This window comes from Hyphomicrobium zavarzinii ATCC 27496, assembly GCF_000383415.1.
In the GTDB taxonomy this organism is placed as follows: domain Bacteria; phylum Pseudomonadota; class Alphaproteobacteria; order Rhizobiales; family Hyphomicrobiaceae; genus Hyphomicrobium_C; species Hyphomicrobium_C zavarzinii.
Map to the genome: position 1 here is coordinate 202,836 of NZ_KB911255.1, position 24,301 is coordinate 227,136.

Sequence of the window (24,301 nt, forward strand, 5' to 3'; positions counted from 1 at the left end):
TTCTCGATTTACTCGAAGTGACGATACCTGACGATTGGCCTGAACCGGCGCGAGCCCCCGTGGATCGCGCCGGTCGTGGTCTGTCACTCGGCCGCGGTATCGAACGCGTCGCTCTCGATCATGGGCAGCGTCAGCGCGTCGATCTCGTCGAGCGCCTTGCCAGCGATGCCCTGCACGTCGCCGTACATGCCGACGGTGGCTTCGATCACGCCTTTGATCTGCGCCTCGCGCTTGGCCCAGAGCCGGGTCATGGCCTTGCGCTCGCGATCGAGGTCGGCCTGCATGTCCGAGAACTTCTCGACGATCGCCTCCACGCGATGGCGGAAGCGTGGGCCGGTGAGGTACTCGTAGACCAGCTCCATCTTGGTCTGCTGGCCCTCCTTCGAGTGGCGCGCGGCGGCAAGCTCGACCAGCGACTGGCGGAGCGCGATGGCTACGGGAATGGCGCAACGCGAATCCGTGACCCAGATGCCGTCGATCAGATCGAACGTATCGACACCCTTCGGCAGCGCGTTGGAGACGAGGAGCGCGATCTCGGCCTTGGCGGCGCGCTGGTCGCCGCGCAGCTTGGCGAGCCAGCCGTCGCTCCAGTTCTTCGTGCGCTTCGATTCCCATAGGATGGTGCCGCACGGCTGATCGAGCGGGCCCATGACCCGCTGCAGCACGTCGCCGCCAAACTCTCCCTTCGGGACCGCCTCGATGAGATCGCGGGGGAACTTGCCGCGCAGCGTCTTCTCGAGCTCGAGCTCGAGGGCTTCGCCCTGGAGTTGCTGCGAGCCCTGCTCGGCCTTGCGCTTCAAGTCCTCGATCTGGCGCTGCATGGAGGAGATCTGCTCCTCCTTTTCGAGGACGCGCAGCTTCAGGGCCTCCTCGGCTTCGAGCTTCGCTTTCTGGCGCACGTCTCCCAGCGAGTCCTGCACGCGCTTCTCGATGGTCAAATCCATCTCGCGCTTGGCGTCGTCCAGCTCGCGTTGCTTGCGGATGAGGTCCGCCTGCGCCTTCTGCGCTTCGGCGAGCTTGCCGTCGCGCTCGCGCAGGACCTCCTGGAGATCCTGGAGCTGCTTGTTCTTCTGGTCCATGTCGGAGGCGACGAGGAGTTTCGCCTTCTTGGTCTCCTCGGCGGCGATGCGCTCCCGCTCGGCCTGGACGCGGGTGGCGACCTGCTCGGCAATGGCGGCCTTCTCCTTCGCGAGGGCCGCCTGCTGGTTGCGGATCTCCGCTTCGCGCCTGGCGACCTCGGCATCCTTCTCGGCGAGCGCCTGCTCGAACTTCCTGCGCGTCGCTTGGATGATCGGCGCGGCGAGCTGTTCCGTGAGCTTGATCTCGGTGCTGCAGCTCGGACATTTGATGGCGGGCTCGGTCATGCCGTCCTTTCGATGCTTTCGAGTTCAATACGGATTCGCGAATCCGAATCCCTCGCGGGCCTCTCGGGGAGGCTCACTTAGGCGCGGCTGCCGACGCAACCGGTCAGATGATTTCGCGAGTCGATGTTCTCTAAATGTTCTCACCCTTTCCCCTGCCGGTCAACAGCAATCTTCGGGGAAGTGGCGGATACAAGCGAAGGCGCCGCCGCGGCCAGCGCCTTCGATTTGCTGCGTTACTTGCCGCGCTTGGCCAGCCATTCCTTCATAAAGGCGATCTCCGCTGTCTGGGCTTTGACGACCTCCTCGGCGAGTTTCCGCACCTCGGGGTCCTTGCCGTATTTCAGGACGACCTCGGCCATGTCGATCGCGCCCTGATGGTGGGGGATCATGCCGCGCATGAAGTCCACGTCGGCGTCGCCGGTCAGCGGGATCGACATCCCCGCGTGCATCTTGGCGTTCACGGCCTCGAAGGCTTTCGCCGCGTCGTTTGCGGGTTGGGCGGCGGTCTCAGCGTGATGGTGCTCGTGCCCCGCGTGCGGGTCTTCGGCCCGGGCGTAAAGCGGCAGGGCGACGGCCGTCAGGGCTGCGAGGGGAATAGCGAGAAGATGCTTCATCAGGGCTCCCAAGTTTAGGCCGCTCTCTCCGCGGCGCATGCGAAAGGTTATGCAGGTCGTGGCGATCAACGATTGACGACGGTCATCATCGCCTCGGGGTAGCGGGTGCCGGAGGCGGCGCCCGCAGGGAAGGCGGCTTCGATCTCCGCGAGTTCGCCAGCCGTGAGCGTGATGTCGGCGGCGCGCGCATTTTCCTCCAGGTATTTGCGGCGCTTGGTGCCGAACAGGGGCACGACGAACTCGTCCCTGCCGAGCAGCCACGCGAGCGCCAGCTCCGAGGGCGTGACGCCTTTTGCGGCAGCGATTTCGCGCACCTTGCCGACGAGCTTCAGGTTCTTGGCGAAGTTCTCGCCGGTGAAGCGAGGGCTGGTGCGGCGGTAGTCGGCCGGCTCGAAATCGTCGGGGCTCTTGATGGCGCCGGTCAGGAAGCCGCGGCCGAGAGGGCTGTAGGCGACGAAGCCGATGCCGAGCTTGCGGCAGGCTTCCAGGATGCCGTCCTCCTCGGGATCGCGCGTCCACAGCGAGTACTCGGTCTGCACGGCCGTGATGGGATGCACCTTGTGAGCGCGGGCGATGGTCTCCGCGGAGGCCTCGCTCAGTCCGATGTGGCGGACCTTGCCTGCTTTCACCAGCTCGGCCATGGCGCCGACGGTCTCCTCGATCGGCGTCGCGGGGTCCACGCGGTGCTGATAGTAGAGATCGATATGATCGACGCCGAGGCGTTGGAGGCTGCCTTCGACGGATTTCCTCACGTACTCCGGCCTTCCGTCGATGCCGCGCGCGGCTGGGTTCTTCGGATCGCGCACGATGCCAAACTTGGTGGCAAGGAAGACGCGGTCGCGCTTGCCCGCGAGCGCGCGGCCCAAGAGCTCCTCGTTGGTGTGAGGCCCGTACATGTCGGCGGTGTCGAGGAAAGTGATACCGAGCTCGATCGCTCTGTGAATGGTGGCGATCGACTCCGCGTCGTCGCGCTGGCCGTAGAAGTCGGTCATGCCCATGCAGCCGAGTGCGAGTGCGGAGACTTCCGGCCCGTTGGGGCCGAGCTTGCGGGTTTTCATGTGAGCTCCATGGCGTTCAAATTTGCGTTGGGCCGCAGCGAATATGGGGGCCGGATGCCTCCGGCAAAGCCCCTCTCAGGGGCCGAAAGGCCAGTGTGGACGCCGTCCATCAGCCTGCCCACCAAGTGTTTCCCGACATGATTGCCGTTCAGTCCGGCTATATGTGCAACATATCCCGATGATCATTGCCTCATCTGACCTTGTTAAAGTGTCGCACACGCTGGCTGAATTGCTCTGCACTGAGAGTGACCGACGCGTGGCCGGGCTCGCTCGTTTTCGTCGCGTTTGGCTGGAGGCCTCCGGTGCGCGAATGCCCAGAAGGGCAAGGCAACCATACTTGGGAGACGAAACGATGAGGAAAGTACTTCTGATTGCAGCAGCGGCGATGATCCCGGCCTCTGCGGCTCTGGCCGATTGGGCAAGCAGCTTCAAGACCCTCGACACCGACGGCAACGGCCGGATCAGCCGTACCGAATACGAAGCCAACGTAGCGAAGCTGAAGCTCGATCCGGCGCCGACCTTTACGGCAATGGATGCCGACGTGAACAACGGCGTCGACGAGGACGAATGGGCCGCTGCGGAGAAGATGGCGAAGGCCTTCCCCGTGTCGTGCAAGTCGTCCGGCGAATCCTGGTGCCCCAAGCAGTACTGATACGTTCGTACGCTCAGACCTAACCCGAAACCCGGCAGGCAACTTCCGGGTTTCGGAGACGCTGTGGCGGCGACGGCCGGTCTGGCCGGCCACTTCGAGACACGTGACGCACTCGGCAACGGCGTCATGCGCTGGATCGATGTGGAGCGGCAGGCGGGCGGGTGCGTCATGCACTGTCGATCACTCTCACACTCGGCTTGGTTAGAGCCTCGCGTCCGCGGCGGGATGTGAGGTGGGGCGCCCGTTCGCATAAGCGGGGTGCGGGCGCAGGCGCCCCTTTCTGCCGAGCGCCGCTACGTTGCGAAGTCTGCCCCTGCCAAGCGGCCGGCATTCATAGCTCCACGCGGTTCAAGCGCAGCGCGTTTGCGACCACGCTGAACGATGACAGCGACATCGCAGCGGCTGCGATCATCGGCGAGAGAAGCACGCCGAGGACGGGATAGAGAACGCCCGCTGCGATCGGCACGCCGGCCGCGTTGTAAACGAAGGCAAAGAACAGGTTCTGGCGGATGTTGGCCATCGTGGCCGCGGAAAGTGCGCGGGCGCGCACGATGCCGTTGAGGTCGCCTTTGACCAGTGTGACGCCCGCGCTTTCCATGGCGACGTCTGTTCCGGTACCCATGGCGATGCCGACATCGGCTGCGGCGAGCGCCGGGGCGTCATTGGTGCCGTCTCCTGCCATCGCCACGATGCGCCCTTCCCGCCGCAAGCGTTCGACGACCTTGCTCTTGTCCTCGGGCAGCACCTCCGCCTCGACATTCGCGATGCCGAGCGTGCGTGCGACCGCCTCGGCCGTCGTGCGCTGATCACCCGTCAGCATCACGACGCGGATGCCGGCGGCCTTCAGCGCGGCGATGGCCGCGGGCGTGGTGGGCTTGATGGGATCTGCGATAGCGATGAGGCCCGCCGCCTTGCCGTCGATGGCGACGAAGATGGCTGTTGCGCCTTCGCGGCGCAGCTCGTCCGCCGTCGCGTCGAGGCTTCGCGTGTCGATCCCGGCATCCGCCATGATCCTGACGTTGCCGATGACGATCTGGCGGCCTTCGACCTTGCCGACGACGCCCTTGCCGACGGGGCTGTCGAAGCCCTGGGGCTCGGTGAGGGCGAGGCCGCGCTCCCCGGCGGCGGCGACAATGGCCGAAGCAAGCGGATGCTCGCTGCCGCGCTCGAGGCTCGCAGCAAGACGCAGGAGGTCGAGCTCTGCTACGCCGTTCGCGGGGCGGATGGCGACGACGCGCGGCTTGCCCTCCGTCAGCGTGCCGGTCTTGTCGACGAGCAGCGTGTCGACCTTCTCCATGCGCTCCAAGGCCTCGGCGTTCTTGATCAGCACGCCGGACTTTGCGCCGCGCCCGACGCCGACCATGATGGACATGGGCGTGGCGAGGCCGAGCGCGCAGGGGCAGGCGATGATGAGCACTGAGACCGCCGCGATGAGACCATAGGTGAGCTTGGGCTCGGGACCCCAGATCGACCAGGCCGCGAAGGCCAGCAGCGAAACGAGGATGACGGCCGGGACGAACCAGGCCGAGACCTGATCCACCAGCCGCTGGATCGGCGCGCGGCTGCGCTGGGCGTCGGCCACCATCTGCACGATGCGGGCGAGCACGGTGTCGCGTCCCACCTTATCGGCCCGCATGACGAAGCCGCCGGATTGATTGGTGGTGCCGCCGATGACGGCATCACCGATGGTCTTGGTCACGGGCATGGATTCGCCGGTCACCATGGATTCATCGATGGCGCTACGGCCTTCGAGGATCTCGCCGTCGACGGGGATGTGCTCGCCGGGGCGCACGCGCAGGCGATCGCCGGAGGCGACCTGATCGAGGTCGATGTCCTCGTCGGCGCCGTCGGAGCGGATGCGGCGTGCCTTCTTGGGGGAAAGGTTGAGGAGCGCGCGAATGGCGCCGCTGGTCTTGTCGCGGGCGCGCAGCTCCAGTACCTGGCCGACGAGCACGAGCACGGTGATGACGGCTGCTGCCTCGAAGTAGACGGCGACCGATCCATCATGCTCGCGCATCGAGGCAGGGAATAGGCCGGGCCAGAGCGTGCCGACGATGCTGTAAATCCATGCCACGCCCGTGCCAATGGCGATGAGCGTGAACATGTTGAGGTGGCGCGTCTTGATCGAGGCCCAGCCGCGCTCGAAGAACGGCCAGCCCGCCCAGAGCACGACGGGGGTGGCGAGCGCGAGCTGGATCCAGTTGGAATTCTGCCGGCCGATCCAGTGATGGAGCCCGGTGAGATGGCCGCCCATTTCGAGGGCGAAGACGGGGAGCGTGAGGGCGAGCGCGAACCATAGCCGCCGCGTCATGTCGGCGAGCTCTGCGTTCGGCACATCGTCGGCGGTCGCGACCTCGGGCTCGAGCGCCATGCCGCAGATCGGGCAGGAGCCGGGGCCGACTTGGCGAATTTCCGGATGCATGGGGCAGGTGTAGATCGCGCCAGGTTCTACCGGTTCGGGCTCCTTGGGGGGCTCGAGATATTTCTGCGGGTCGGCCGCGAACTTCTCGCGGCAGCGCGCCGCGCAGAAATAGTAGGTGTGCCCTGCGTGGGTTTGCTGGTGCTTGGCCGTCTTGGGATCGACGGTCATGCCGCAGACGGGGTCTTTGACGCCCTCGGATGCCTGTGCGCCGTGATCATGATGATGAGGCTTGGCCGCGTGACCGGGCGCGTTGTGCTGGCAGCAGCACCCCTGTTTCGGCGTTTCCTGCTGGGTCATGACGTTTTCTCCGCCGCAAACTTTCGGACAGCCTCTCATGGGGCTCTATACCCTGTGGGGGTATGTATTGACAGATATACCCCCATAGGGTATCCGTCAAGGCATGATGAAAGCATCGAAAGCCGCACGTCTGAAACGCCTCTCGCGCATCGAGGGACAGGTGCGCGGGCTTGGCCGGATGGTCGAGGAGGATCGCTACTGCATCGACATCGTCACGCAGATCGCAGCGGTGAGGGCCGCGTTGCGGCGGGTCGAGGAGGACGTGCTGCGCGATCACATCTCGCATTGCGTTGCGCATGCGATGGCCAGCGGCGACGCTGCGGAGCAGAAGCAGAAAATCGAAGAGCTGATGGACGTGCTGGCGCGCAGCGCGCGCTGATCAGGGCACGTCAGGAGCGGTTTGTTTTTTCCGGGAGCGCGCTAGGCCGTGTAGGCGAGCCGCAGTCCGCCCCAATGGCGTTCCTTGATCATGATGGGCGCTGAGATGTCGACCATGGGCACGTAGTTACCCCCGCCCATGTCGCGCATATAGGTCTGGACGAGGAACGAGCGATGATTGCGTCCGGCGCCGAGGCCGACACGATCGTTGAAGATCCTGCGGTTGCGGCAGTGGGCGGCATTCCAGATAGGGTCATTGCCCTGGGGCGATGAGAATTTCGTGTTGTGCGTCGGCAGGAAGCCGTTGCCGTCCACCGGCGCGCAAAAGACGACTTTGTTGTCGAAGCGCAGCGCTTCATCGATGATCGGCGTGATGATGCGGTCGAAGACCTCGATGTAACGCGTGCGATACTGCTGCGGATTGGTGCCCGCGATCGGCATGTAGGTGGTGTCGAATACCTGATCGAGTGTCGCGTCTCCGCGGTCGACAGCCGCCTCGAGCGCTTCGGATACGATCTTGGCGCGCCGCATCACCTCCTTGGCGAACGGGCTGTCGTCGGTTTCGACGCCGGAGCCGATGCTGATGGTGATCAGAGCTTCGCCCGATCTCTGAAGCTCGCCCAAGCGTCCCTCGATGCGCGCGATGTTCTCGGCCGACTGGCTGAAGCTCGCCGACATGTCTTCCACGCCCTGGATCAGGGAGCGGCTGCGGGTGTCGATCGAGGCGGCCGCGGTCTGGATGGCCGAGGTGTCGGCGACGATGTTGTTCACCGTCGCTTCCATGGAGTCGAACGTGGCGGATATGAGAGAGGTGCTCTCGTCGACAGCGTGCGCCAGATCCGCGCTCTTAGTGCCTTTTTCGATCAGGAGGTTGGCCTTGGTGGTCAGGTCGCCGACCGTGATCGAGATTTCGCGGGTTGCGATCGCCGTTTGTCCGGCCAGCGCTTTCACCTCGCTCGCGACCACCGCGAAGCCGCGTCCCGCAGCGCCCGCACGCGCCGCCTCGATGGTGGCATTCAAGGCGAGCAGGTTCGTCTGGTGCGTGATGGTTTCAATGCCGGCCGCGACGATCGACACCTTCTTCAGGGCGTCCTGGAAGAGACGCAGAAGCTCGCGCTGCTCGGAAACGGTGGTGGTTAGCGCGTCGATGCTGGCGATGGAGGCGCGGATCGCGGTCATGGAGTCCGCGATCTCTTTGCTGGTGCGCTGGGCAACCTCGAGGCTGTTCTGGGCGCTGGTGGCAACGCGGGCGTTCTCGGTTCCGAGATCGCGCATGTCGGTGCCGATCTCGATCATGCGGGCGGACTGGGTGGCCATGCGCGTGCTCAGCACCTTGGCGTTGCATGCGATGTCGACGATCTGGTGCCCGACGCCTGTCGCTTCCTCGGCGAATACCTTTACAATGGGGGTCAAGTCGCCTGAACCTGCGGGATCGGAAGCGCAGGACGACAGCGGATCTAGCACAGCGGTGTGAGACGGGTGCTTTGTCATGCGGCAATTGGTACCTGATTCGTGAGCCTAAATTGTTGATCCAAGGCTTAGACTTAAGTCCATCAGTCGGCCCATTGTCCGGGTACACCTGGGTCCGAGACAGGCTCGGCCCCCGGATGAGTTCGAGAGGAGTGTGACGCATGTCATTCGATTTTTCGGCAAGCCTCAGCAGGCGCTTCGTGCTCGGGCTGGCGGTGTCGGGCGCGGGGCTTCTCGTCTGCGGGGGACGCGTGAACGCGACTGCGCTGCCTCAGATGGTGGTCCATCGTGATCCGACGTGCGGATGCTGCCACAAGTGGGTCGAGCATCTCGTGGCGAACGGCTTCCCGGTCACGGTGAACGACGTGCCGGGGATGAGAGCGGTAAAAGCCAAGCTCGGCGTTCCGCCCGATCTCGCCTCATGCCACACGGCGGAAATCGATGGCTACATCGTCGAGGGGCATGTGCCGGCCAGCGCCATCAAGCGTCTCATTTCGGATAAGCCCCAGGCGCGCGGATTGGCCGTGCCGGGGATGCCCGTCGGCTCACCGGGAATGGAGGGCGGCGAGCCCGAGACCTACGACGTCATTCTGTTCAACGCCGATACGCGCCAGACATTCGGCCGCTATCGCGAGGACAAAGCTGTTTGAGACGGGAGCTGCCGCATCGCGGTAGCGTGCCCTTGCGCTTCCATACCGTTAACAGCGGATCGTGGCTCGCGCGCCAGCGTTTGCGGAGAGGGAGGTGCAAGGCGAGCGGTGCGAAGCTCTTCTTCCTCGCCTAGACGACGCGCCAGCATTGCGTAAGATGGGCCTTCACCGGCCGCTTGCCTTCGATGCGCTGTGGCTTATTCCGACGCGCAGCCGCTGGAGCGACGCAATTCATTTCTCTCTGAAGCAAGACATGAGCAAGAAGAGTGTTCGCCAGCGGGAAATCGTTTCCTTGCTTTCCGATCAGCCGACGTTGCGCGTCAGCGAGCTGGCGGAGGCGCTTCGCGTCACGACGGAAACCATTCGCCGCGACCTCGACGAGCTGACCGGCCGGGGGCTGATCAGCCGGACCTACGGTGGCGCGATCCTGCGCAAGGCCGCGGAGCCTTCGGTTGCGCAGCGGCACACGCTTCTGATCGAGGAGCGCACGCGGATCGCAAAGACGGCGTGCCGGATGTGCGACGGTGCGCGCGTGTTCATGATGGGGTCCGGCGCGACCACTCTGCATGTGGCGAGGCGCATGGCGGCGGGCATGCAGAACGTGACCGTCATCACGCATTCTTTTGCGATCGCGACGGCGCTTGCCTCCAATCCGACCATCACCGTGCTCATGACGCCGGGCTTCTATCATGCCGGTGAAGGGGCGATGTTTGGGGCGCAGACGCTGCGGTTTCTGGAGCAGTACAATGCGCAGTGGGTCATTCTCGGGGCGAGCGGTCTTGCGCCCGAAGGGGCCAGCGATGCCCTGATCGAGATGGCGGACGTCTATTCGGCGATGATCGAGCGCGCCAACCGCCGGATGATCGTGGCCGACGGTTCCAAGTTCAATCAGATGTTCACGGCGCGCTATGCGAGCTGGAGCCAGGTCGATTTGCTGGTGACCAACGAGACGCCGAACAGCGTACTGTTCAAGGCCATGCAGGCGGCCGAGGTCGAGCTCAAGATCGCGGAAGCAGACTAGAGAGCTTTCCTCCGATGCGGCGGGTTCCGCATCGGAGCTCGGTTCGCTGCTTCAGGCCGCCGGGAGGGCCGAGAGGGTGTCGGCAAGGCGGTCGACGAAGATGTCGGCCTCCTCCTCCGAGAGCGACAGCGGCGGGCGAACCTTGAGGGTGTTGCCGAACTTACCGGCCGCGCCGATCAGCACGCTACGATCCTTGAGACCGTTGATCACGCTCGATGCCACCTCGGCATCCGGCTGGTCCCTCTTCCCGGACCGGCAAAGCTCGATGCCGAGGAAGAGGCCCGCGCCGCGAACCTCGGCGATGCGGTCGTCCTTCGCCGCGAGGTCGCGCAGGCGCTCCTTGATGTGATTTCCCTGGCGGAGTGCGTTCTCCTGAAGCTGCTCCTCGTCGATGACGTTGAGCACGGCCATGCCCGCCGCCGCAGCGACGGGATTGCCGCCGAAGGTGCTGAAATAGCCGGTATCCTCGCAGAAGCGCTCGAGCAGCTCAGGGCGCGTCACGAGGCCCGCCATCGGGAAGCCGTTGCCCATGGGTTTGCCCATGGTGACGACATCCGGCATCACATCGTGGCGGGCGAAGCCCCAGAAGGCATCTCCGGTGCGGGCAAATCCAGGCTGTACCTCGTCGGCGATGTAGAGGCCGCCGGCCTTGTGAACTGTTTCGATAGCCTTGCGCAGGAAGCCGGGCGGATCGGCATAGACGCCGTCGCTCGAAAAGATCGAGTCGCAGATGAAGGCCGAGAGCTTGTGGCCGCGCCGCCCGAGCTCCGCGATGGCGCGCTTGATGTCGGCGGCGAAGGCGTTCTCGATCGAGTCGCTCTGTCCGGCGTTCGAAGGCGCGGCGACCGTGACCACGTGATCCGGCAGGCCGCGCCGCTTCAGGGCGGAGGGCGAGATGTCGGAGATGATCGAGGTGTTTCCGTGATAGGCGTTCTCGGACACGATGATGCCGGTTCCGCCCGATGTGGCCGCCGCGATGCGGAGCGCGAGGTCGTTGGCCTCGCTACCGCTGCACGACAACACCACGTTGGAGAGCGATGCGGGGAATCTGGCTTTCAACGCATCCAGATAGAGATCGACGACGCTGTTCAGGTAGCGCGTGTTGATGTTGAGGCGGCCGATCTGGTCCGTTACCGCAGCCACGACGCGCGGGTGGGTGTGACCCACCGAGGGGACGTTGTTGTAGAAATCGAGGTAGCGCTTTCCGTCGGCTGCCGTCATCCAGGAGCCGCTGGCGGAGACCACCTCGATCGGCTCGCGATAGAACAGCACCGCGGAAGCACCGACGTTGGCGATGCGCCGTTCGAGAAGGGGGTTGAGCGCGCCGGTGTGAGCACCTGCATCGAACGCGTTCATGTCCAGGATCTGGCGTGCTGCCGGGAGCACCTTTACGTTCTTCTTAGCCATGTCGGCGAGCACCTATCGCTCTGTTTTTGAAAGGAACGCCTCGGCGAGCTCTACGGTGCCGTGCGTGAACGGCGCGCCGAGAGACTGTGCCGTGGGTGTCTCGGCGTGGCTTGCCACCCAAGCCGTGAGAAGAAAGCGCCGCAGAAAAACGAAAGTCGGGATGGCCGCTACGTCGGCTGCCGACAGGGGCGCGACCGAGCGGTATCCCTCGGTCCACGACTCCAGAAGCTCGGGGACGATCGGCTCGTGCTCGAAGAAACTCACGGCGGATGCGAAGTCGTAGACGAACCAGCTGAACCCGCAGTCGTCGAAATCGATCACGCCGAGGCGGTCGCCGTCGACCAGCAGGTTCGCCAGCCGAAGATCGGCGTGGATGAGGCCGAAGCGTTCGGGGCCTTCGCCGAAGTCCGCGAGGAACTTCTGGAGTGCGCGGCTCGCCCGCTCGAGAATGGACATGCCGACGGCATTGAGGCCGAGCGCTTCGCGCCAGTCGCCCCACAGGGGAGACGAGCCGAGCATGGTTTCGTAGTGCCAGGTCTTGCGGCGGAACGTGCCGGGGCGCTTCCAGCCCTGGGCATGGCGGTGGAGGCGGGCGCTGATGGCACCCAGCTCGCGGAAGCCGGCGACGATGCCGTCGCTCGCCTGGGACGGCTCGGCGCCGCTCATGAACTCGAAGGCGACCACATCGCGATTGTCGCCGGCGGCGAACATGCTTCCGATGTAGCTGCCATCCTTGCGGGCGAGGGGTTTGGGAGTTGCAACAATGCCTTCGCGCCGCAGGTCGTGAATCCACTGGAGCTCGGATTCGATCTCCTGGCGGGTGTGATAGCCGGGGCGATGGACGCGCAGGATGACGGGCTGACCGGTGTCAGGGTCGACGGCTTTGAAGGTGGCGTTTTCCGAGAGATTCAACGTCGTTACGTTGCACTGCGGTGAAAGCCCCCATCCTTCCGTCAGGCCGGAAAGGCCTTGGCGTAGTTGCTCGACGAAATTGTCCTCGTACATGCCTGCCATTGGTCGCGCCCTGCTTTCTCGCTACCGATGGAGATAAAGAAAATTTCTGCGTTCTGCAACATTCCGCTTGCGTTTCACAACAATTCCCGTTGATCCTACGCTCAATCCGGCGTGACGCGACACGCGCGCGGCGGATCAAGACAAGGGCCGCAAAAACAAAGGTCCAAAGGTTTCTAGGGGAAACACCGCCTAACCGTCCCAGGGAGAGGTTTGATGGAGCTCACTCGTCGTCATTTCACGAAAGGTATGGGAGCCGTCGCGGGTCTTGCCGCGTTCGGATCCGCGCGCCAGGCCTTCGCCGCGCGCGAGAAGGAAATGAATATTCTGTGTTGGGAGGGCTACAACACCGACAACGTGCTCGGTCCCTTCCGCAAAGCGTTTCCCGGTGTGACGACGCGCGCGGAAAGCGGCACGTCCGATCCGGACATGATCAACAAGCTGCGCGCGGGCGAGCTCAAGGTCTGGGACCTCATCAACGTCAACCAGCCGTGGGCGCGCCAGCAGCTCTTCCCCGAGAAGCTGATCAAGCCGCTCAACAAGGATCGTTTTCTCCCCTATTTCGCGAAGATGTCGCCCGAGTTTTCGGCGCCCTATCCGCTGGCTTTCGCCGAAAGCGGAGAGCTCATCGGAATGCCGCAACGCTACGGGCCTTTCTGCTTCGTCGTGAATACAGACAAGATCAGCCGCGAAACGGCCGAGGATCAGGGTTGGTCGATCTTTCTCGATCCGGCAATGAAGGGCCGCTACGGCATCCTCACCTACGACAACTGGAACGTCATCCATTTGTGCCTCACGGCGGGCGTGGATCCGTTCAAGTCGGTCGGCGCGGAGGGCGTCACGAAGTTCACGGAAACGACGAAGGCCGTGTTCGCCGGCGCCAAGATGCTCAGCGACGATCTCGTGGCGATGAACACCGCGCTCATCAACGGCGAGATCGATGCGTACTTCACGGGCGGCACCTATACCGCGAGCCCGGCTCGCTTCGACGGCGCCACCAACATTCGCGGAATCACGCCGAAGAAGGGTCCGGTGGACGGCAAGGGCGGCGTGGTCTGGGTGGAGCTGACCTCGGTCGTCAACAACCCGAATGTCAGCCCGCTCGCCGAGGACTTCCTGGAGTTCGTGCAGAAGGCGGAGATCGCCAAGGCCGTGAGCTTCGCGGAGGGCACGTACAATCCGGTGAGCCAGATGGGCAATCCGGAAACCTTCAAGCTGTGGAACAACACCGAGCTGGACGCGATCCAGTGGGATAGCCTGTCGGAAGAGCTTCATCGCTCGGCAGACTTCTCGGTGGTTCCCGACTACGACGAGCTGCTCAAGATCTATACGGCGGCGAAGCGTCGATGAATATCGCAGCACCGGTCCGCCTTCCCGACGGGAAGGCGGACCTTTCCAATTTTAGCGACACGTCTAGACTGACCCACATGAATGTGAATGCGCCGCCTATCCTTCGCGTTGTCGATCTCAAGAAGACTTTCGACAGCTTCACGGCCCTCGATTCCGTGAACCTCACGGTGGCCGACGGCGAGTTTCTCGCCATCGTCGGACCGTCGGGTAGTGGAAAGACGACGCTCATCCGGCTGCTCGTAGGCATGGAAGAGCAGACCAGCGGCGAGATCTGGCTGCGCGACCGGCGCATCGACGACGTGCCCGCCAACCGGCGGCCGACGTGCATGGTGTTCCAGTCGCTCGCGCTGTTTCCGCACCGCACGGTCGGGCAGAACATCGAGTTTCCACTCAAGATCCGCGGCGTCGATCCCGCCGCGCGCCGGGCGCGTGCGCTCGAGCTGCTCGATCTCGTGAGGCTGCCGCAGCACTACTACGATAAGCGCATCCAGCAGTGCTCGGGCGGCGAGCGTCAGCGCGTGGCACTTGCGCGTGCGCTCGCGTTCGATCCCGAGATCCTGTTCTTCGACGAGCCTCTGTCCGCGCTCGACTTCCGGCTGCGCAAGATGCTCGAGAAGGAGCTCAAGGATCTTCACCAGAGAACCGGTAAGACCTTCATCTACATCACGCACAGCCTCGAAGAGGCTATGGTGATGTCGGATCGCATTGCGATCATGCGCTCTGGCCGGTTCGAGCAGCTCGGACCGGCGGAAGAGATCTACGCCAAGCCCAAGAGCCGCTTCGTCGCGGAATTCATGGGCGAGGTGAATCTGTTTCGCGCGAACGGAAACGGCAAATCCGTTTCTTTCGAGCATGTCACGGTGGATCCCGTCGCGGCTGCAAAGAGCGGACTGAAGCCGGGGTTCCAGGGTTACATGATGGCGCGCCCGGAGAGCGTGCGGCTCTTGAAGCCCGGCGAAGGCGCGGACGTGACGGCCAAGGGGCTCGTCGAGTCCGAGTACCTGCTCGGCTCGCGCGTGCAATACCTCGTACAGCTCGACAGCGGCTACAAGGCGACGGTAGAGCTTTCGCGCGAGAACCGGGTGACCTGGGAGCCGGGCTTGAAAATGGGCATCGGTTTCGACCTCGATCGCACGCATCTCATCCAGGAGGCGTAGCGTGGAGCGGATCAACCAGCGCCTCGGTCTTCTGAGCGCTCTTCCGGTCGGCGTTTTCCTGGCGGCGGGATTTCTTGCGCCTCTCTGCGTCGTGGCTGCCTTCTCGGTCATGCCGCAGAAGGTGTTCTCGCTCGCGAACCTGCCGGATTTCTCCTCCTATGCGATCATGCTGCAGGAGGGATATTGGGAGTCGCTGCTCATCTCGCTCGCGATGGCTTTCGCGGCGACGTTCATCCTCTTCCTCATCTGCTGGCCGCTCGCGTTCGCCATGGCGAAGGTGTTCGGGCGCTTCACGCTGGTGCTCACCATCGGCGTGGTGATGACGCTGTTCGTCTCGGAGAATATCCGCCTGTTCGGCTGGGTGCTGACCTTGATGAAAGGTGGTCTCATCGAGGGCTACTGGCGGAACTGGACGGGACAGTCGTTCGACGGACTGCTCTACAACGTTCCCGTCATCATCTTCGGCCTCGTCTACGTCTATCTGCCGTTCATGCTGTTCCCGCTGGCGCAGGGCATCTCCATGGTGCCCGATGATGCGCGGCAGGCGGCCTTCGATCTCGGCGCGACGAGGTGGCAGATCTTCCGCGAGGTCGAGTTGCCGCTTTCGGCTCCCGGCATCGTCGTCGGCTGTCTCATCACCTTCGTGCTGACAGCGGGCGCTATCGCGGAATCGAAGCTGCTCGGCGGCCGTGCCGTTATCGTGATCTCTGACGAGATCGAGCGCGCGTTCACCTACGGCCAGAACTGGCCCCTCGGCTCGGCGCTCGCCATGACGCTGATCGCGGTGGTCGCGTGTTTCGCGATCGCAGGCGTGACGCGCATCGATCTCGACAGCATCATGGGGAGGAAACGCTGATGCATCCTTCCAAGTCGGGCCGGATCGGCCTCTATCTCTATGGCGTGCTCATTCTGGCCTTTCTCTATCTTCCGCTGGTCGCCATCGGCTTCGCGTCGGTCTCGACGGCGCGCTATCTCTCGTTCCCGATCCGCCAGTACACCACGCAGTGGTATGCCCAGGCGCTCGAAAGCGACACGGTTTCGGATCTGCTCTGGATCTCTCTGCAGGTGGCCACGATCGTGACCATCGTGTCGATGGTGCTCGGCTTCTTCGGCGCGCTCGCTTTCGCGCGCTACCAGTGGCGGTTCCGGCGGCTCTATCAGAAGCTCATCCTGCTGCCGATCTTCTTTCCGCAGTCGGTTCTCGGGCTCGCGCTGCTGATGTGGTTCAATGCCATCGGCATCACGCCCACGTGGCACACCGCCATTATCGCGCATCTGGTTTGGATCGCGCCGATCGCGACGCTGATCATCGCGATCCGCGCCTACAGTTTCGATCCGGCGCTGGAGGAAGCGGCTCGCGACATGGGGTGCTCCACGTGGCAGACCCTGCGGGAGGTCACCATTCCGCTGCTGATGCCGGGCGTGGTGTCGGCGGGACTGTTCTCCTTCCTTCTGAGCTGGGGGAACTTCCCGCTTTCGCTGTTCACCACGGGTGCGGATCTCACGCTGCCCGAATGGCTCTATGCCAAGATGGTATCTGGCTACTCACCGCTCGTGCCGACCGTCGGCATGCTCTCGGTGGCGGCGTCCATCGTGCTCGTCGCGCTTGCGCTCACGGTGCCGCTGCTGATCAACCGCTTCACGCGCAAATCCTCGGACTGATACGGGAGACTTAGACAATGCTGACGTCAATTGCCGGCCAGAGCGTCATCGTGACCGGTGGCTCGAAGGGAATCGGAAAAGGCATCGCCAAGGTGTTCGCCGCCCAAGGCGCGAAGGTGATGGTCACGGCGCGCGGGCTCGCCGATGCGGAGGCCACCGTCAACGAGATCCGCAACGCGGGCGGCACCGCGGTTGCCCACGCGTCCGACGTTTCCAACTGGGAGAGCGTGCAGGGGCTCGTGGCCAAGACCATCGAGGCCTTCGGCAAGGTGGACATCCTGTGCGCCAACGCCGGCGTGTTCCCGCAGAAGAAGATCGTCGAGTTGACGCCCGAGGATTGGGATCAGGTGCTCAGCACCAATCTCAAGAGCACGTTTCTCTGCGTGAAGGCGTGCATTCCTGCCTTCGAGAAGGCGGGCAAGGGGCGCGTCGTGGTCACCTCCTCGATCACCGGGCCGATCACGGGCTATCCAGGCTGGTCTCACTACGGTGCCTCGAAAGCGGGACAGCTCGGCTTCCTCAGAACGGCGGCCATGGAGCTTGCGCGCTACAACACCACCATCAACGCCGTGATGCCGGGCAACATCATCACCGAGGGTCTGCAGGATCTCGGCCAGAGTTATCTCGACGGCATGGCGAAGGCCATTCCGCTGAAGCGGCTCGGCAAGGTGGAGGACATCGGCTACGCCGCGCTGTTCCTCGCCTCGCAGGAAGCTTCCTACATCACCGGACAGACGATCGTCGTTGACGGTGGACAGATCCTCCCGGAATCTGTGGAAGCGATCGACAGCATCTAAGACAGTTTGTGATACCAGCACCCCGGAGCCGGAAAGCGGCTCCGGGGTGCTGTCAAAAAAGAAGCAGGCAGATGGGCAGATATTGGGACGTCTATAACGGATGGCTGGCCGATCCCGAGGCTTTCTGGGGGGAAGCGGCCAAGGCGGTCGACTGGTTCAAGCCTGCCGACAAGATCTTCGACGCGGGCAGCGGACAATATGGCCGCTGGTTCGCGGGTGCGGAGTGCAACACATCCTACAACTGCATCGATCGCCACGTGAAAGCGGGGCGTGGTGCGCAGCCTGCGATCATCTATGACAGCCCGGTCACGGGCACCAAGCGCACGGTGACCTACGCCGAGTTGCTCGACGAGGTGGAGGTCTTCGCGGCTGCGCTCGCCGGGCTCGGTGTCACCAAGGGCGATCGCGTTGTGATCTACATGCCGATGGTGCCCGAGGTCGCGGTGGCGATGCTCGCGGCGGCTCGGCTCGGCGCGATCCATTCGGTTGTGTTCGGCGGGTTCGCCGCGAACGAGCTCGCCGTGCGGCTGAACGATGCGAAGCCGAAGGTCATCGTCTCCGCGTCTTGCGGTATCGAGCCCAAGACCATCGTCAAGTACAAGCCGCTGCTCGACGCCGCCATCGAGATGGCCGCGCACAAGCCCGCGCATTGCGTCGTTCTCCAGCGTCCGATGGAGACGGCCGCGCTCAAGGCCGGCCGCGATCTCGATTGGAGCGAGCTTGTCGCGAAGACCCGCGAGAGCGGGCAGAAGGCGGCATGTGTGCCCGTCAAGGCGACAGACCCGCTCTACATTCTCTACACGTCAGGCAGCACCGGGCAGCCGAAGGGTGTCGTGCGCGACAACGGCGGGCACATGGTGGCGCTCACGTGGACGATGCGGAACATCTACGGCGTCGCGCCGGGAGACGTGTTCTGGTCCGCGTCCGACGTGGGCTGGGTGGTCGGCCATTCCTACATCATCTACGGCCCCCTTCTGAACGGCAACACGACCATCATCTACGAGGGCAAGCCCGTAGGCACACCCGATGCCGGCGCGTTCTGGCGTGTGATCTCGGAGTACAAGGTGGCGGCGTTCTTCACCGCCCCCACGGCGCTTCGAGCCATCAAGAAGGAGGATCCGACGGGAAGCCAGATCGCGAACTACGATCTTACCGGCTTGCGCACGTTGTTCCTCGCGGGAGAGCGTGCCGATCCCGATACGGTGCGCTGGGCGGAGCAGGCACTCGGCATTCCCGTGATCGACCATTGGTGGCAGACGGAGACGGGCTGGGCGATCGCGGCCAACCCGATCGGGCTCGAAGCCTTGCCGGTGAAGCCCGGCTCGCCGACAGTTCCGATGCCGGGCTACGACATCCACATTCTCGACGAGGATGGGCACGCCGTGCAGCAGGGGCAACTCGGAAACATCGTCGTCAAGCTGCCGTTGCCGCCGGGCTGTCTGCCTTCGCTCTGGAATGCGGACGAGCGTTTCGGCCCGAGCTACACCGACCATTTCCCCGGCTATTACAAGACCGCAGACGCGGGCTACCGCGATGAGGACGGCTATCTCTTCATCATGGGACGCACGGACGACATCATCAACGTCGCTGGCCACCGGCTTTCGACGGGGGCTATGGAGGAGGTGCTGTCGTCTCACAAGGATGTAGCGGAGTGCGCGGTGATCGGCGCGGCGGATGCTCTCAAGGGCGAGCTTCCGGTCGGCTTTATCGTGCTCAAGGCCGGTGTCGAGCGCGACGCGAAGGACATCGAAAGCGAGATCGTGGCGCTCGTACGCGAGCGGATCGGGCCGGTTGCGGCGTTCAAGACGGTGCGTGTCGTAGGGCGCCTGCCGAAGACGCGCTCCGGGAAAATCCTGCGGGGCACCATCAAGAAGATCGCCGACAAGGCGGACTTCAAGATCCCCGCCACCATCGACGATCCGGCGATCCTGGACGAGATCGGCGCGATCCTGAGCACGCGGCCGATTGCCGGGTGAGGCGAGGCGGCGAGGCGCGGAACCGCAACGCGTGCCTTGTGTTGGATTAGGGTTTTATGAGGCGCGTCCGCCTCGGCGGCCGCGCGCCTCGTTGTCTTACATCAGGGCATTCTTTAGTGTTGTCTGGCGGGCGGGGAACAGAGGCCCTGGCTAGACGGAGCCGCACATGACAACCGAGGATCCAGTCCCGGTCAGCGGGCGACAGATACCCCTTCTCCTTCAGATACTCGGGCTGAGCTCGCTTCTCGGGGTGGCCATTGGCGTCGCTTTCGTCTCGGTCTTGCTCTTGACCAACGTGGCGGGGCTCAAGGATCTGATCGCGAGCTCCAGCGAGCCTTATCTCGCGCTTTTCCTTCTCTATTTCTTCAATGGGCTGACCTTTTCGAGCGTGACCATGGGCGTCACGATCATGGGGCTGCCCTGGGACAGGCCCTAGCCCGCCCGATGTCGTGATAACGATCTGATTTAATTTGGGCCGCAATCGTCGGCGGCGCGGGGCGTGGCTCTCAGGCTGGACATCTCGTTGAGGTGGGCCGGACTATCCGCTGAACTCCGAAGCATCGCAGACTCTGTTCCTGCCGAGTGCCTTGGCTCGGTAGAGCGCTTGGTCCGCCCGCTTCAGCAACACCGCAAATTCACGCGCATCGCTGGGAAAGCTCGCAATTCCGATACTCACGGTCACCAGTTGGTCAAGGCCGGGGTGAGGGCTGTGTTCCACGGCTGCACGCACGCGCTCCGCGAGTGTCTGCGCGTCCGGGCGGGATTCAGGACATAGCAGCACGAACTCCTCGCCGCCAAAACGGAACAGTTCATCGTCATCCCGCTTCACCTTGGCAATCGTCTCGGCGACGCTACGCAGCACACGGTCACCGGCAAGGTGCCCGAAGTTGTCATTGATACTCTTGAAGTGATCGACATCGATCATCATCAGGCTCACCGTCAATCCCGCACGTGATGCAACCCGGAGCATCGCGGGCCCTTTGGCGTCAAGTTGTCCGCGATTCTGCAACCCCGTCAGAGAGTCCTTACCCACGCGCGCGACCAGCTTCTCGTAGTGGTGCCGGTAGGTCAGCCGGTCGAAAACATCTCCCGTTGTGTGCGCCTCGCTGCGGAGTTCGCCGCGCTCAACAAACGCCAAATAGGCCGATACCATGAGCGTAAAGAAGACCGCTGCGCCCATCTTGGCAATCCAGCCGCCGTAGAACGCCGAAATCGGCACGCCCGTCACGTACTTCAGGCCGGCATAGAAAAGAACCTGGTCGAAGCTCAAAACAATGGCCAAGCTTATAAACATGCGGCCTGGAATGGTGTTCGTCACAACCGCGCCTAAACGCTCGTAGATCAGCACCAGGGCAATGAGGTCGATGAAGAGAAGGCCCGTGCCCCAAACCATGAGCAGGCCGATCTGGTCAATGAACTGGAGGTCTGAATTGTAGCCGGGCAGCCCCGCCGGGTCGCTGTGAAGGCGTAGGAACGACGCCAACGCCACCATAAGGAGGTTGCCGACCAAGAGCCCGTAAACGGGCTGGCGCATGCTCTCCGCATCTTCTTTGATGTAAAGAAGCAGAAAAAAAGCGAGCTTGCCCGTGAACATAACTGTCGAGCCGGGCGAAATCAGGCCGAACGGAAGCTCTATGAAATAGACGGCGGCAAGATAAGTCTCGAGAAAATGTATCGCACCGATGACGCAGAAGAAGACGCCAATACCGATGGTCTTCCTCTTGTAGAATATGTAGGCCAAGCCGACGAAGTAGACGATGGCCTGCCCAAGCAGCAGCAAAAACCCAGACATGTCGTCGCCCCCCAAGATGGCCAGCCGCACTAGCCTCACGCGGTCGCCACTTCTCATAAACGCTCAAGAGAATCAACGCCGGGATAACGCCCCCGACCAAGACCCGCGCTGTCTCGAGCGCGGTGTCGTGTGGTTTTGTGCGATGAGCTTTCTTCACGGCCTGTGCTGGCCACTGGCCGGCCGCGAGGCTGCGTCCTAACGCCAGCCGGGTTTAGCCCACCCCACCCAAGGTGACACGACTTAAGCGCTGACGGATGTCATCTTCCTGACGATGATCCCGATCGCGTCACGCGGGCCAGGGCTCGCCGCGCTCGACGGGCATTGGTTGCGCGCCGGCTGAGCGACGCAAGCTTTATCGATGACAGACCGGCAGGGGCGACACTGAGGCTCACGACGACATTTTGCCGGATTACAGTTTCGGGTATGCCGGCTCAATCCGACCGCCAATGGAAGATGTGCGCGGCGGTCGGCCATCAACGCCACATCCGCGGTCTCAAGGGCAACGTCGGAGCCGCCGCTCCCATGACGCTGCCGACCGTGGCGTTTGCCATTGCCGGCGCGTCGGTCACGCCGTCACCGACCATTGCGACCTTTGTCTGTGCCCGCAGTTTACGGATCGCTTCCAGCACGGTGCTCGGCGTCGTTATGGCAAGCGCGCACGGGGTTTGCGGCCACGAGGCCTGCCATTGCAGAGCACGGGCTTCAGAAGGCGGCCAGAGAGCTTTAAAAAATCAATTGCTTAATTGGTGGAGCCGAGGGGAATCGAACCCCTGACCTCTGCAGTGCGATTGCAGCGCTCTCCCATCTGAGCTACGGCCCCTAAAGGCATGGGATCTTGGCGACGTTTGCACCGGCCCAAGAGGATCGGTGCGGTCGCTGCCTGAAGTTCGCGCATTTACCGTCCGCTTTTCCGCGTTGTCAAGGAAGGGGATAGGCGGCTCCGGCTTGGAACAGCGGACTGGCTTGTCCGGAGGGGGCGCAGGGTGTGCGCCAAGCCCCACGGCGGCTTGCCGCCTAGCGCCTCACCCGTTACACGTCGTCAGATGAAGCGGTATCCGATCCGGATACCCGCTTCCGGTCGAAAAGGGGCGACGCGGCGACGGGGAGCGCGGCAAGCCCTTGGCGTACGGGAAAGATCCGTCGAAAATGCTCGTGGAGCCGGTTCGGTCTTGGTTCAATCGCGAAACGTCTCCAGCTTTCTGTTTTGCCGTGCTTCTTGTCGGAGACAGGGTCCCCACTTCTCCGGAAGCACTCTAGGATTTTGCGCCCAATGATCGAGCTGCTCGGCTTCATCAGCTATCTTATCGATCTCTACGTCTACATCGTGCTGGCCTCGGTCATTCTGAGCTGGCTCATGGCTTTCGGGGTCGTCAATCCCTACAACCGGTTCGTCAGCTCGCTGGCCCAGGCGCTCGCGGCCGTGACGGAGCCGCTGCTGCGGCCGATCCGAAACGCGCTGCCGGACCTCGGGGGCATAGACATTTCGCCGCTCGTGCTGCTGCTCGGCTGCTTCTTCATCCAGCAGGTGGTGCTGACCAATATCGCTAAGCTGTTCCTGTGACGGGGATTGCCGGGACAGACACCCCGGCCTCCGTTCACCGGCGGGCGGGCGCCGGGTGCGTCATCGTGCGCGTGCGTCTGACGCCGAAATCGTCCAAAGATAGTATTGACGGCATCGAAACGACCGCCGAGGGGCCTGCCCTGAAGGCCAGGGTGCGTGCGGTGCCCGCCGACGGGGAAGCGAACGCTGCGCTCTTGAAGCTTCTGAGCGGATGGCTCGGAATGGGAAAGAGCAGCTTGCGGCTCGCCCAAGGCGGCAAGTCGCGCGTCAAGTCGGTCGAGATCACCGGCAATGCAGACGAGATCGAAGCGCGGTTGGCCGAAAGGCTGGCCGCCTTCTAGTTACGGCTACGACTAGGGCAACGCAAAAAAGAGGAAGGGAACCATGGCAGCCCAGATCATCGATGGCAAAGCCATCGCAGCAGATGTTCGCAAGCAGGTGGCGGCGGACGTGAAGGCACTTCAGGCCAGCCATGGGCTTACCCCGGGGCTCGCGGTGGTGCTCGTGGGCGAGGACCCGGCCAGCAAGGTCTATGTGAAGAACAAGGCCGAGCAGACCGTCGAGGTTGGCATGAAGTCGTTCGAGCACAAGCTGCCCGAGAGCACCTCCGAGGAGGAGATCCTGGCGCTCGTGCAGAGCCTCAACGCCAACCCGGAGGTGAACGGCATCCTGGTGCAGCTTCCGCTGCCCAAGCATGTCAACGCCGAGAAGGTTCTGAACACCATCGATCCCGACAAGGACGTGGACGGCTTCCATCCGACGAACGTCGGCCGGCTGTGGATCGGCGAGCGGACGCTGGTCCCCTGCACGCCGACCGGCTCGGCGATCCTGGCGAAGCGCGCGGTTCCGAGCCTCAAGGGGCTCCATGCGGTGGTGATCGGCCGCTCGAACATCGTCGGCAAGCCGATGGCCGCTCTGCTGCTGCGCGAGAGCTGCACTGTGACGATTGCCCACTCGCAGACGAAGGATCTTCCGGGCGTGGTGCGCGAGGCCGATCTCGTGATCGCGGCCGTGGGCCGTCCCGAGATGGTGAAGCGCGATTGGATCAAGCCGGGCGCGATCGTCATCGACGTCGGCATCAACCGCGTGCCGGGCGAGAACGGAAAGACGAAGCTCGTGGGTGACGTGGCTTACGCGGAGTGCGCCGAGGTTGCGGGCGCGATCACGCCGGTTCCGGGCGGCGTCGGCCCTATGACCATCGCGTGCCTCCTGCAGAACACCGTGACGGCAGCGAAGATCCAGAAGAATATCAAGGATTAGGCAGTAGGCAGTAGGCAGTAGGCAGTAGGGGGTTGCTCTATTGCTTGGCCTTGAGCGCTCTAATGAGCGCGTTCAGCATTCTGCCTATGCTTTCTGCACTTTTCAGCATCTCTCCCGAGCGCGTGGGGTCCAATAATCCCACGCGCTCCGAAAGCAGGATGTGAGTTTCGAGTTCCTTGAGAGAGCCGCGCGCAGTTCTGAGAAAGTAGACGTAGGCACCGGTCGTCTCGCGGCCGTATCCCTCAGCAATGTTGGCGGGCACTGAAGCGGCCGAACGGCGGATTTGGGACGACAATCCGTAGGTTTCTGCGTTTGGCATGCATTCCGATTGCCGATATGCGCACTCGGCCAAATCCATCGCAAGCTGCCAAACTTTCAAATCTCGATAGGATTGGATCATTC

General features: G+C 63.5%; 24 protein-coding genes, 1 tRNA gene and 1 pseudogene. 15 read left to right on the forward strand and 11 right to left on the reverse strand.

Annotated features, from left to right (window positions below; genetic code table 11):
• Nucleotides 1-83: 83 nt before the first annotated feature.
• The 3 genes from F812_RS0100935 to F812_RS0100945 all read right to left on the reverse strand — a co-directional run bounded on the left by F812_RS0100935 (nt 84) and on the right by F812_RS0100945 (nt 3,036).
• Entirely contained in the window at nt 84-1,364 is a 1,281-nt protein-coding gene (locus F812_RS0100935) for a DUF2130 domain-containing protein (protein ID WP_020084074.1), read from the reverse strand.
• Nucleotides 1,365-1,597: 233 nt separating this feature from the next.
• Entirely contained in the window at nt 1,598-1,978 is a 381-nt protein-coding gene (gene copM, locus F812_RS0100940) for a CopM family metallochaperone (protein ID WP_020084075.1), read from the reverse strand.
• Between the two features lie 65 nt (nt 1,979-2,043).
• Nucleotides 2,044-3,036: an aldo/keto reductase gene (locus F812_RS0100945; protein ID WP_020084076.1), complete on the reverse strand. Its 993-nt coding sequence runs from the start codon at nt 3,034-3,036 to the stop codon at nt 2,044-2,046.
• A 352-nt stretch (nt 3,037-3,388) separates the two neighbouring features.
• Here F812_RS0100945 and F812_RS0100950 point away from each other — a divergent pair, with 352 nt between their 5' ends.
• Nucleotides 3,389-3,688, forward strand: a complete 300-nt coding sequence (locus F812_RS0100950) for an EF-hand domain-containing protein (protein ID WP_026867742.1) — start codon at nt 3,389-3,391, stop codon at nt 3,686-3,688.
• Nucleotides 3,689-4,019: 331 nt separating this feature from the next.
• On the opposite strand, the gene F812_RS0100955 is transcribed toward F812_RS0100950, so the two are convergent.
• On the reverse strand, nt 4,020-6,407 hold the full coding sequence (locus tag F812_RS0100955; RefSeq protein WP_020084078.1) for a heavy metal translocating P-type ATPase: 2,388 nt from the start codon (nt 6,405-6,407) through the stop codon (nt 4,020-4,022).
• A 103-nt stretch (nt 6,408-6,510) separates the two neighbouring features.
• On the opposite strand from F812_RS0100955, the gene F812_RS0100960 reads away from it, so the two are divergent.
• Nucleotides 6,511-6,786: a metal-sensitive transcriptional regulator gene (locus F812_RS0100960; RefSeq protein ID WP_020084079.1), complete on the forward strand. Its 276-nt coding sequence runs from the start codon at nt 6,511-6,513 to the stop codon at nt 6,784-6,786.
• Between the two features lie 41 nt (nt 6,787-6,827).
• On the opposite strand, the gene F812_RS0100965 is transcribed toward F812_RS0100960, so the two are convergent.
• On the reverse strand, nt 6,828-8,198 hold the full coding sequence (locus tag F812_RS0100965; RefSeq protein WP_020084080.1) for a methyl-accepting chemotaxis protein: 1,371 nt from the start codon (nt 8,196-8,198) through the stop codon (nt 6,828-6,830).
• A 218-nt stretch (nt 8,199-8,416) separates the two neighbouring features.
• On the opposite strand from F812_RS0100965, the gene F812_RS0100970 reads away from it, so the two are divergent.
• Together F812_RS0100970 and F812_RS0100975 are read left to right on the forward strand one after the other, a co-directional pair.
• On the forward strand, nt 8,417-8,905 hold the full coding sequence (locus tag F812_RS0100970; RefSeq protein WP_020084081.1) for a DUF411 domain-containing protein: 489 nt from the start codon (nt 8,417-8,419) through the stop codon (nt 8,903-8,905).
• Nucleotides 8,906-9,158: 253 nt separating this feature from the next.
• Nucleotides 9,159-9,926 carry a DeoR/GlpR family DNA-binding transcription regulator gene (locus F812_RS0100975; RefSeq protein ID WP_026867743.1) on the forward strand — a complete coding sequence of 256 codons (768 nt, stop codon included), beginning with the start codon at nt 9,159-9,161 and terminating at the stop codon, nt 9,924-9,926.
• Nucleotides 9,927-9,977: 51 nt separating this feature from the next.
• Here the strand turns inward: F812_RS0100975 and F812_RS26740 are convergent, their stop codons facing one another.
• On the reverse strand, nt 9,978-11,333 hold the full coding sequence (locus tag F812_RS26740) for an aspartate aminotransferase family protein (protein WP_051113754.1): 1,356 nt from the start codon (nt 11,331-11,333) through the stop codon (nt 9,978-9,980).
• A 12-nt stretch (nt 11,334-11,345) separates the two neighbouring features.
• Nucleotides 11,346-12,347, reverse strand: coding sequence for a phosphotransferase enzyme family protein (locus F812_RS26745; RefSeq protein ID WP_020084084.1), 1,002 nt, complete (start codon nt 12,345-12,347; stop codon nt 11,346-11,348).
• A 213-nt stretch (nt 12,348-12,560) separates the two neighbouring features.
• Here F812_RS26745 and F812_RS0100990 point away from each other — a divergent pair, with 213 nt between their 5' ends.
• The 7 genes from F812_RS0100990 to F812_RS22080 all read left to right on the forward strand — a co-directional run bounded on the left by F812_RS0100990 (nt 12,561) and on the right by F812_RS22080 (nt 19,722).
• Entirely contained in the window at nt 12,561-13,694 is a 1,134-nt protein-coding gene (locus F812_RS0100990) for an ABC transporter substrate-binding protein (protein WP_156827164.1), read from the forward strand.
• The gene (locus tag F812_RS0100995) at nt 13,691-14,851 is read left to right on the forward strand and encodes an ABC transporter ATP-binding protein (protein WP_020084086.1); all 1,161 of its coding nucleotides are present in this window, start codon (nt 13,691-13,693) and stop codon (nt 14,849-14,851) included. Before F812_RS0100990 ends, F812_RS0100995 begins: the two co-directional genes overlap by 4 nt.
• Before the next feature lies 1 nt (nt 14,852).
• Nucleotides 14,853-15,707 (forward strand): ABC transporter permease, encoded by an 855-nt coding sequence (locus F812_RS0101000; RefSeq protein ID WP_020084087.1) that lies wholly within the window; start codon nt 14,853-14,855, stop codon nt 15,705-15,707.
• Nucleotides 15,707-16,513, forward strand: a complete 807-nt coding sequence (locus tag F812_RS0101005; protein ID WP_020084088.1) for an ABC transporter permease — start codon at nt 15,707-15,709, stop codon at nt 16,511-16,513. Before F812_RS0101000 ends, F812_RS0101005 begins: the two co-directional genes overlap by 1 nt.
• A 17-nt stretch (nt 16,514-16,530) precedes the next feature.
• On the forward strand, nt 16,531-17,310 hold the full coding sequence (gene fabG / locus F812_RS0101010; protein WP_020084089.1) for a 3-oxoacyl-ACP reductase FabG: 780 nt from the start codon (nt 16,531-16,533) through the stop codon (nt 17,308-17,310).
• A gap of 71 nt (nt 17,311-17,381) precedes the next feature.
• Nucleotides 17,382-19,286, forward strand: a complete 1,905-nt coding sequence (locus tag F812_RS0101015; RefSeq protein ID WP_020084090.1) for a propionyl-CoA synthetase — start codon at nt 17,382-17,384, stop codon at nt 19,284-19,286.
• Between the two features lie 166 nt (nt 19,287-19,452).
• Nucleotides 19,453-19,722, forward strand: coding sequence for a hypothetical protein (locus F812_RS22080; RefSeq protein WP_020084091.1), 270 nt, complete (start codon nt 19,453-19,455; stop codon nt 19,720-19,722).
• A 102-nt stretch (nt 19,723-19,824) separates the two neighbouring features.
• On the opposite strand, the gene F812_RS0101025 is transcribed toward F812_RS22080, so the two are convergent.
• Nucleotides 19,825-21,078, reverse strand: coding sequence for a GGDEF domain-containing protein (locus tag F812_RS0101025; protein ID WP_026867746.1), 1,254 nt, complete (start codon nt 21,076-21,078; stop codon nt 19,825-19,827).
• A 377-nt stretch (nt 21,079-21,455) separates the two neighbouring features.
• A pseudogene (locus F812_RS25870) lies at nt 21,456-21,716 on the reverse strand (heavy metal translocating P-type ATPase); the annotation flags it as partial.
• Here F812_RS25870 and F812_RS26750 point away from each other — a divergent pair.
• Nucleotides 21,601-21,852 carry a hypothetical protein gene (locus F812_RS26750; RefSeq protein WP_198011134.1) on the forward strand — a complete coding sequence of 84 codons (252 nt, stop codon included), beginning with the start codon at nt 21,601-21,603 and terminating at the stop codon, nt 21,850-21,852. The pseudogene F812_RS25870 and the gene F812_RS26750 sit on opposite strands and share 116 nt — an antisense overlap.
• On the opposite strand, the gene F812_RS0101030 is transcribed toward F812_RS26750, so the two are convergent.
• Nucleotides 21,823-21,898 (reverse strand) — tRNA-Ala (locus tag F812_RS0101030). The genes F812_RS26750 and F812_RS0101030 overlap by 30 nt on opposite strands.
• 450 nt (nt 21,899-22,348) lie before the next feature.
• On the opposite strand from F812_RS0101030, the gene F812_RS0101035 reads away from it, so the two are divergent.
• The 3 genes from F812_RS0101035 (at nt 22,349) to folD (ending at nt 23,899) form a co-directional block, all read left to right on the forward strand.
• Nucleotides 22,349-22,639 carry a YggT family protein gene (locus F812_RS0101035; RefSeq protein ID WP_020084093.1) on the forward strand — a complete coding sequence of 97 codons (291 nt, stop codon included), beginning with the start codon at nt 22,349-22,351 and terminating at the stop codon, nt 22,637-22,639.
• Nucleotides 22,640-22,704: 65 nt separating this feature from the next.
• Nucleotides 22,705-22,980: a DUF167 family protein gene (locus tag F812_RS22085; protein WP_020665342.1), complete on the forward strand. Its 276-nt coding sequence runs from the start codon at nt 22,705-22,707 to the stop codon at nt 22,978-22,980.
• Nucleotides 22,981-23,023: 43 nt separating this feature from the next.
• On the forward strand, nt 23,024-23,899 hold the full coding sequence (folD, locus tag F812_RS0101045) for a bifunctional methylenetetrahydrofolate dehydrogenase/methenyltetrahydrofolate cyclohydrolase FolD (protein WP_020084095.1): 876 nt from the start codon (nt 23,024-23,026) through the stop codon (nt 23,897-23,899).
• 37 nt (nt 23,900-23,936) lie between these two features.
• On the opposite strand, the gene F812_RS0101050 is transcribed toward folD, so the two are convergent.
• A complete protein-coding gene (locus F812_RS0101050) occupies nt 23,937-24,299 on the reverse strand; it encodes a four helix bundle protein (protein ID WP_020084096.1) in 363 nt (120 codons plus the stop codon).
• Nucleotides 24,300-24,301 lie beyond the last annotated feature (2 nt).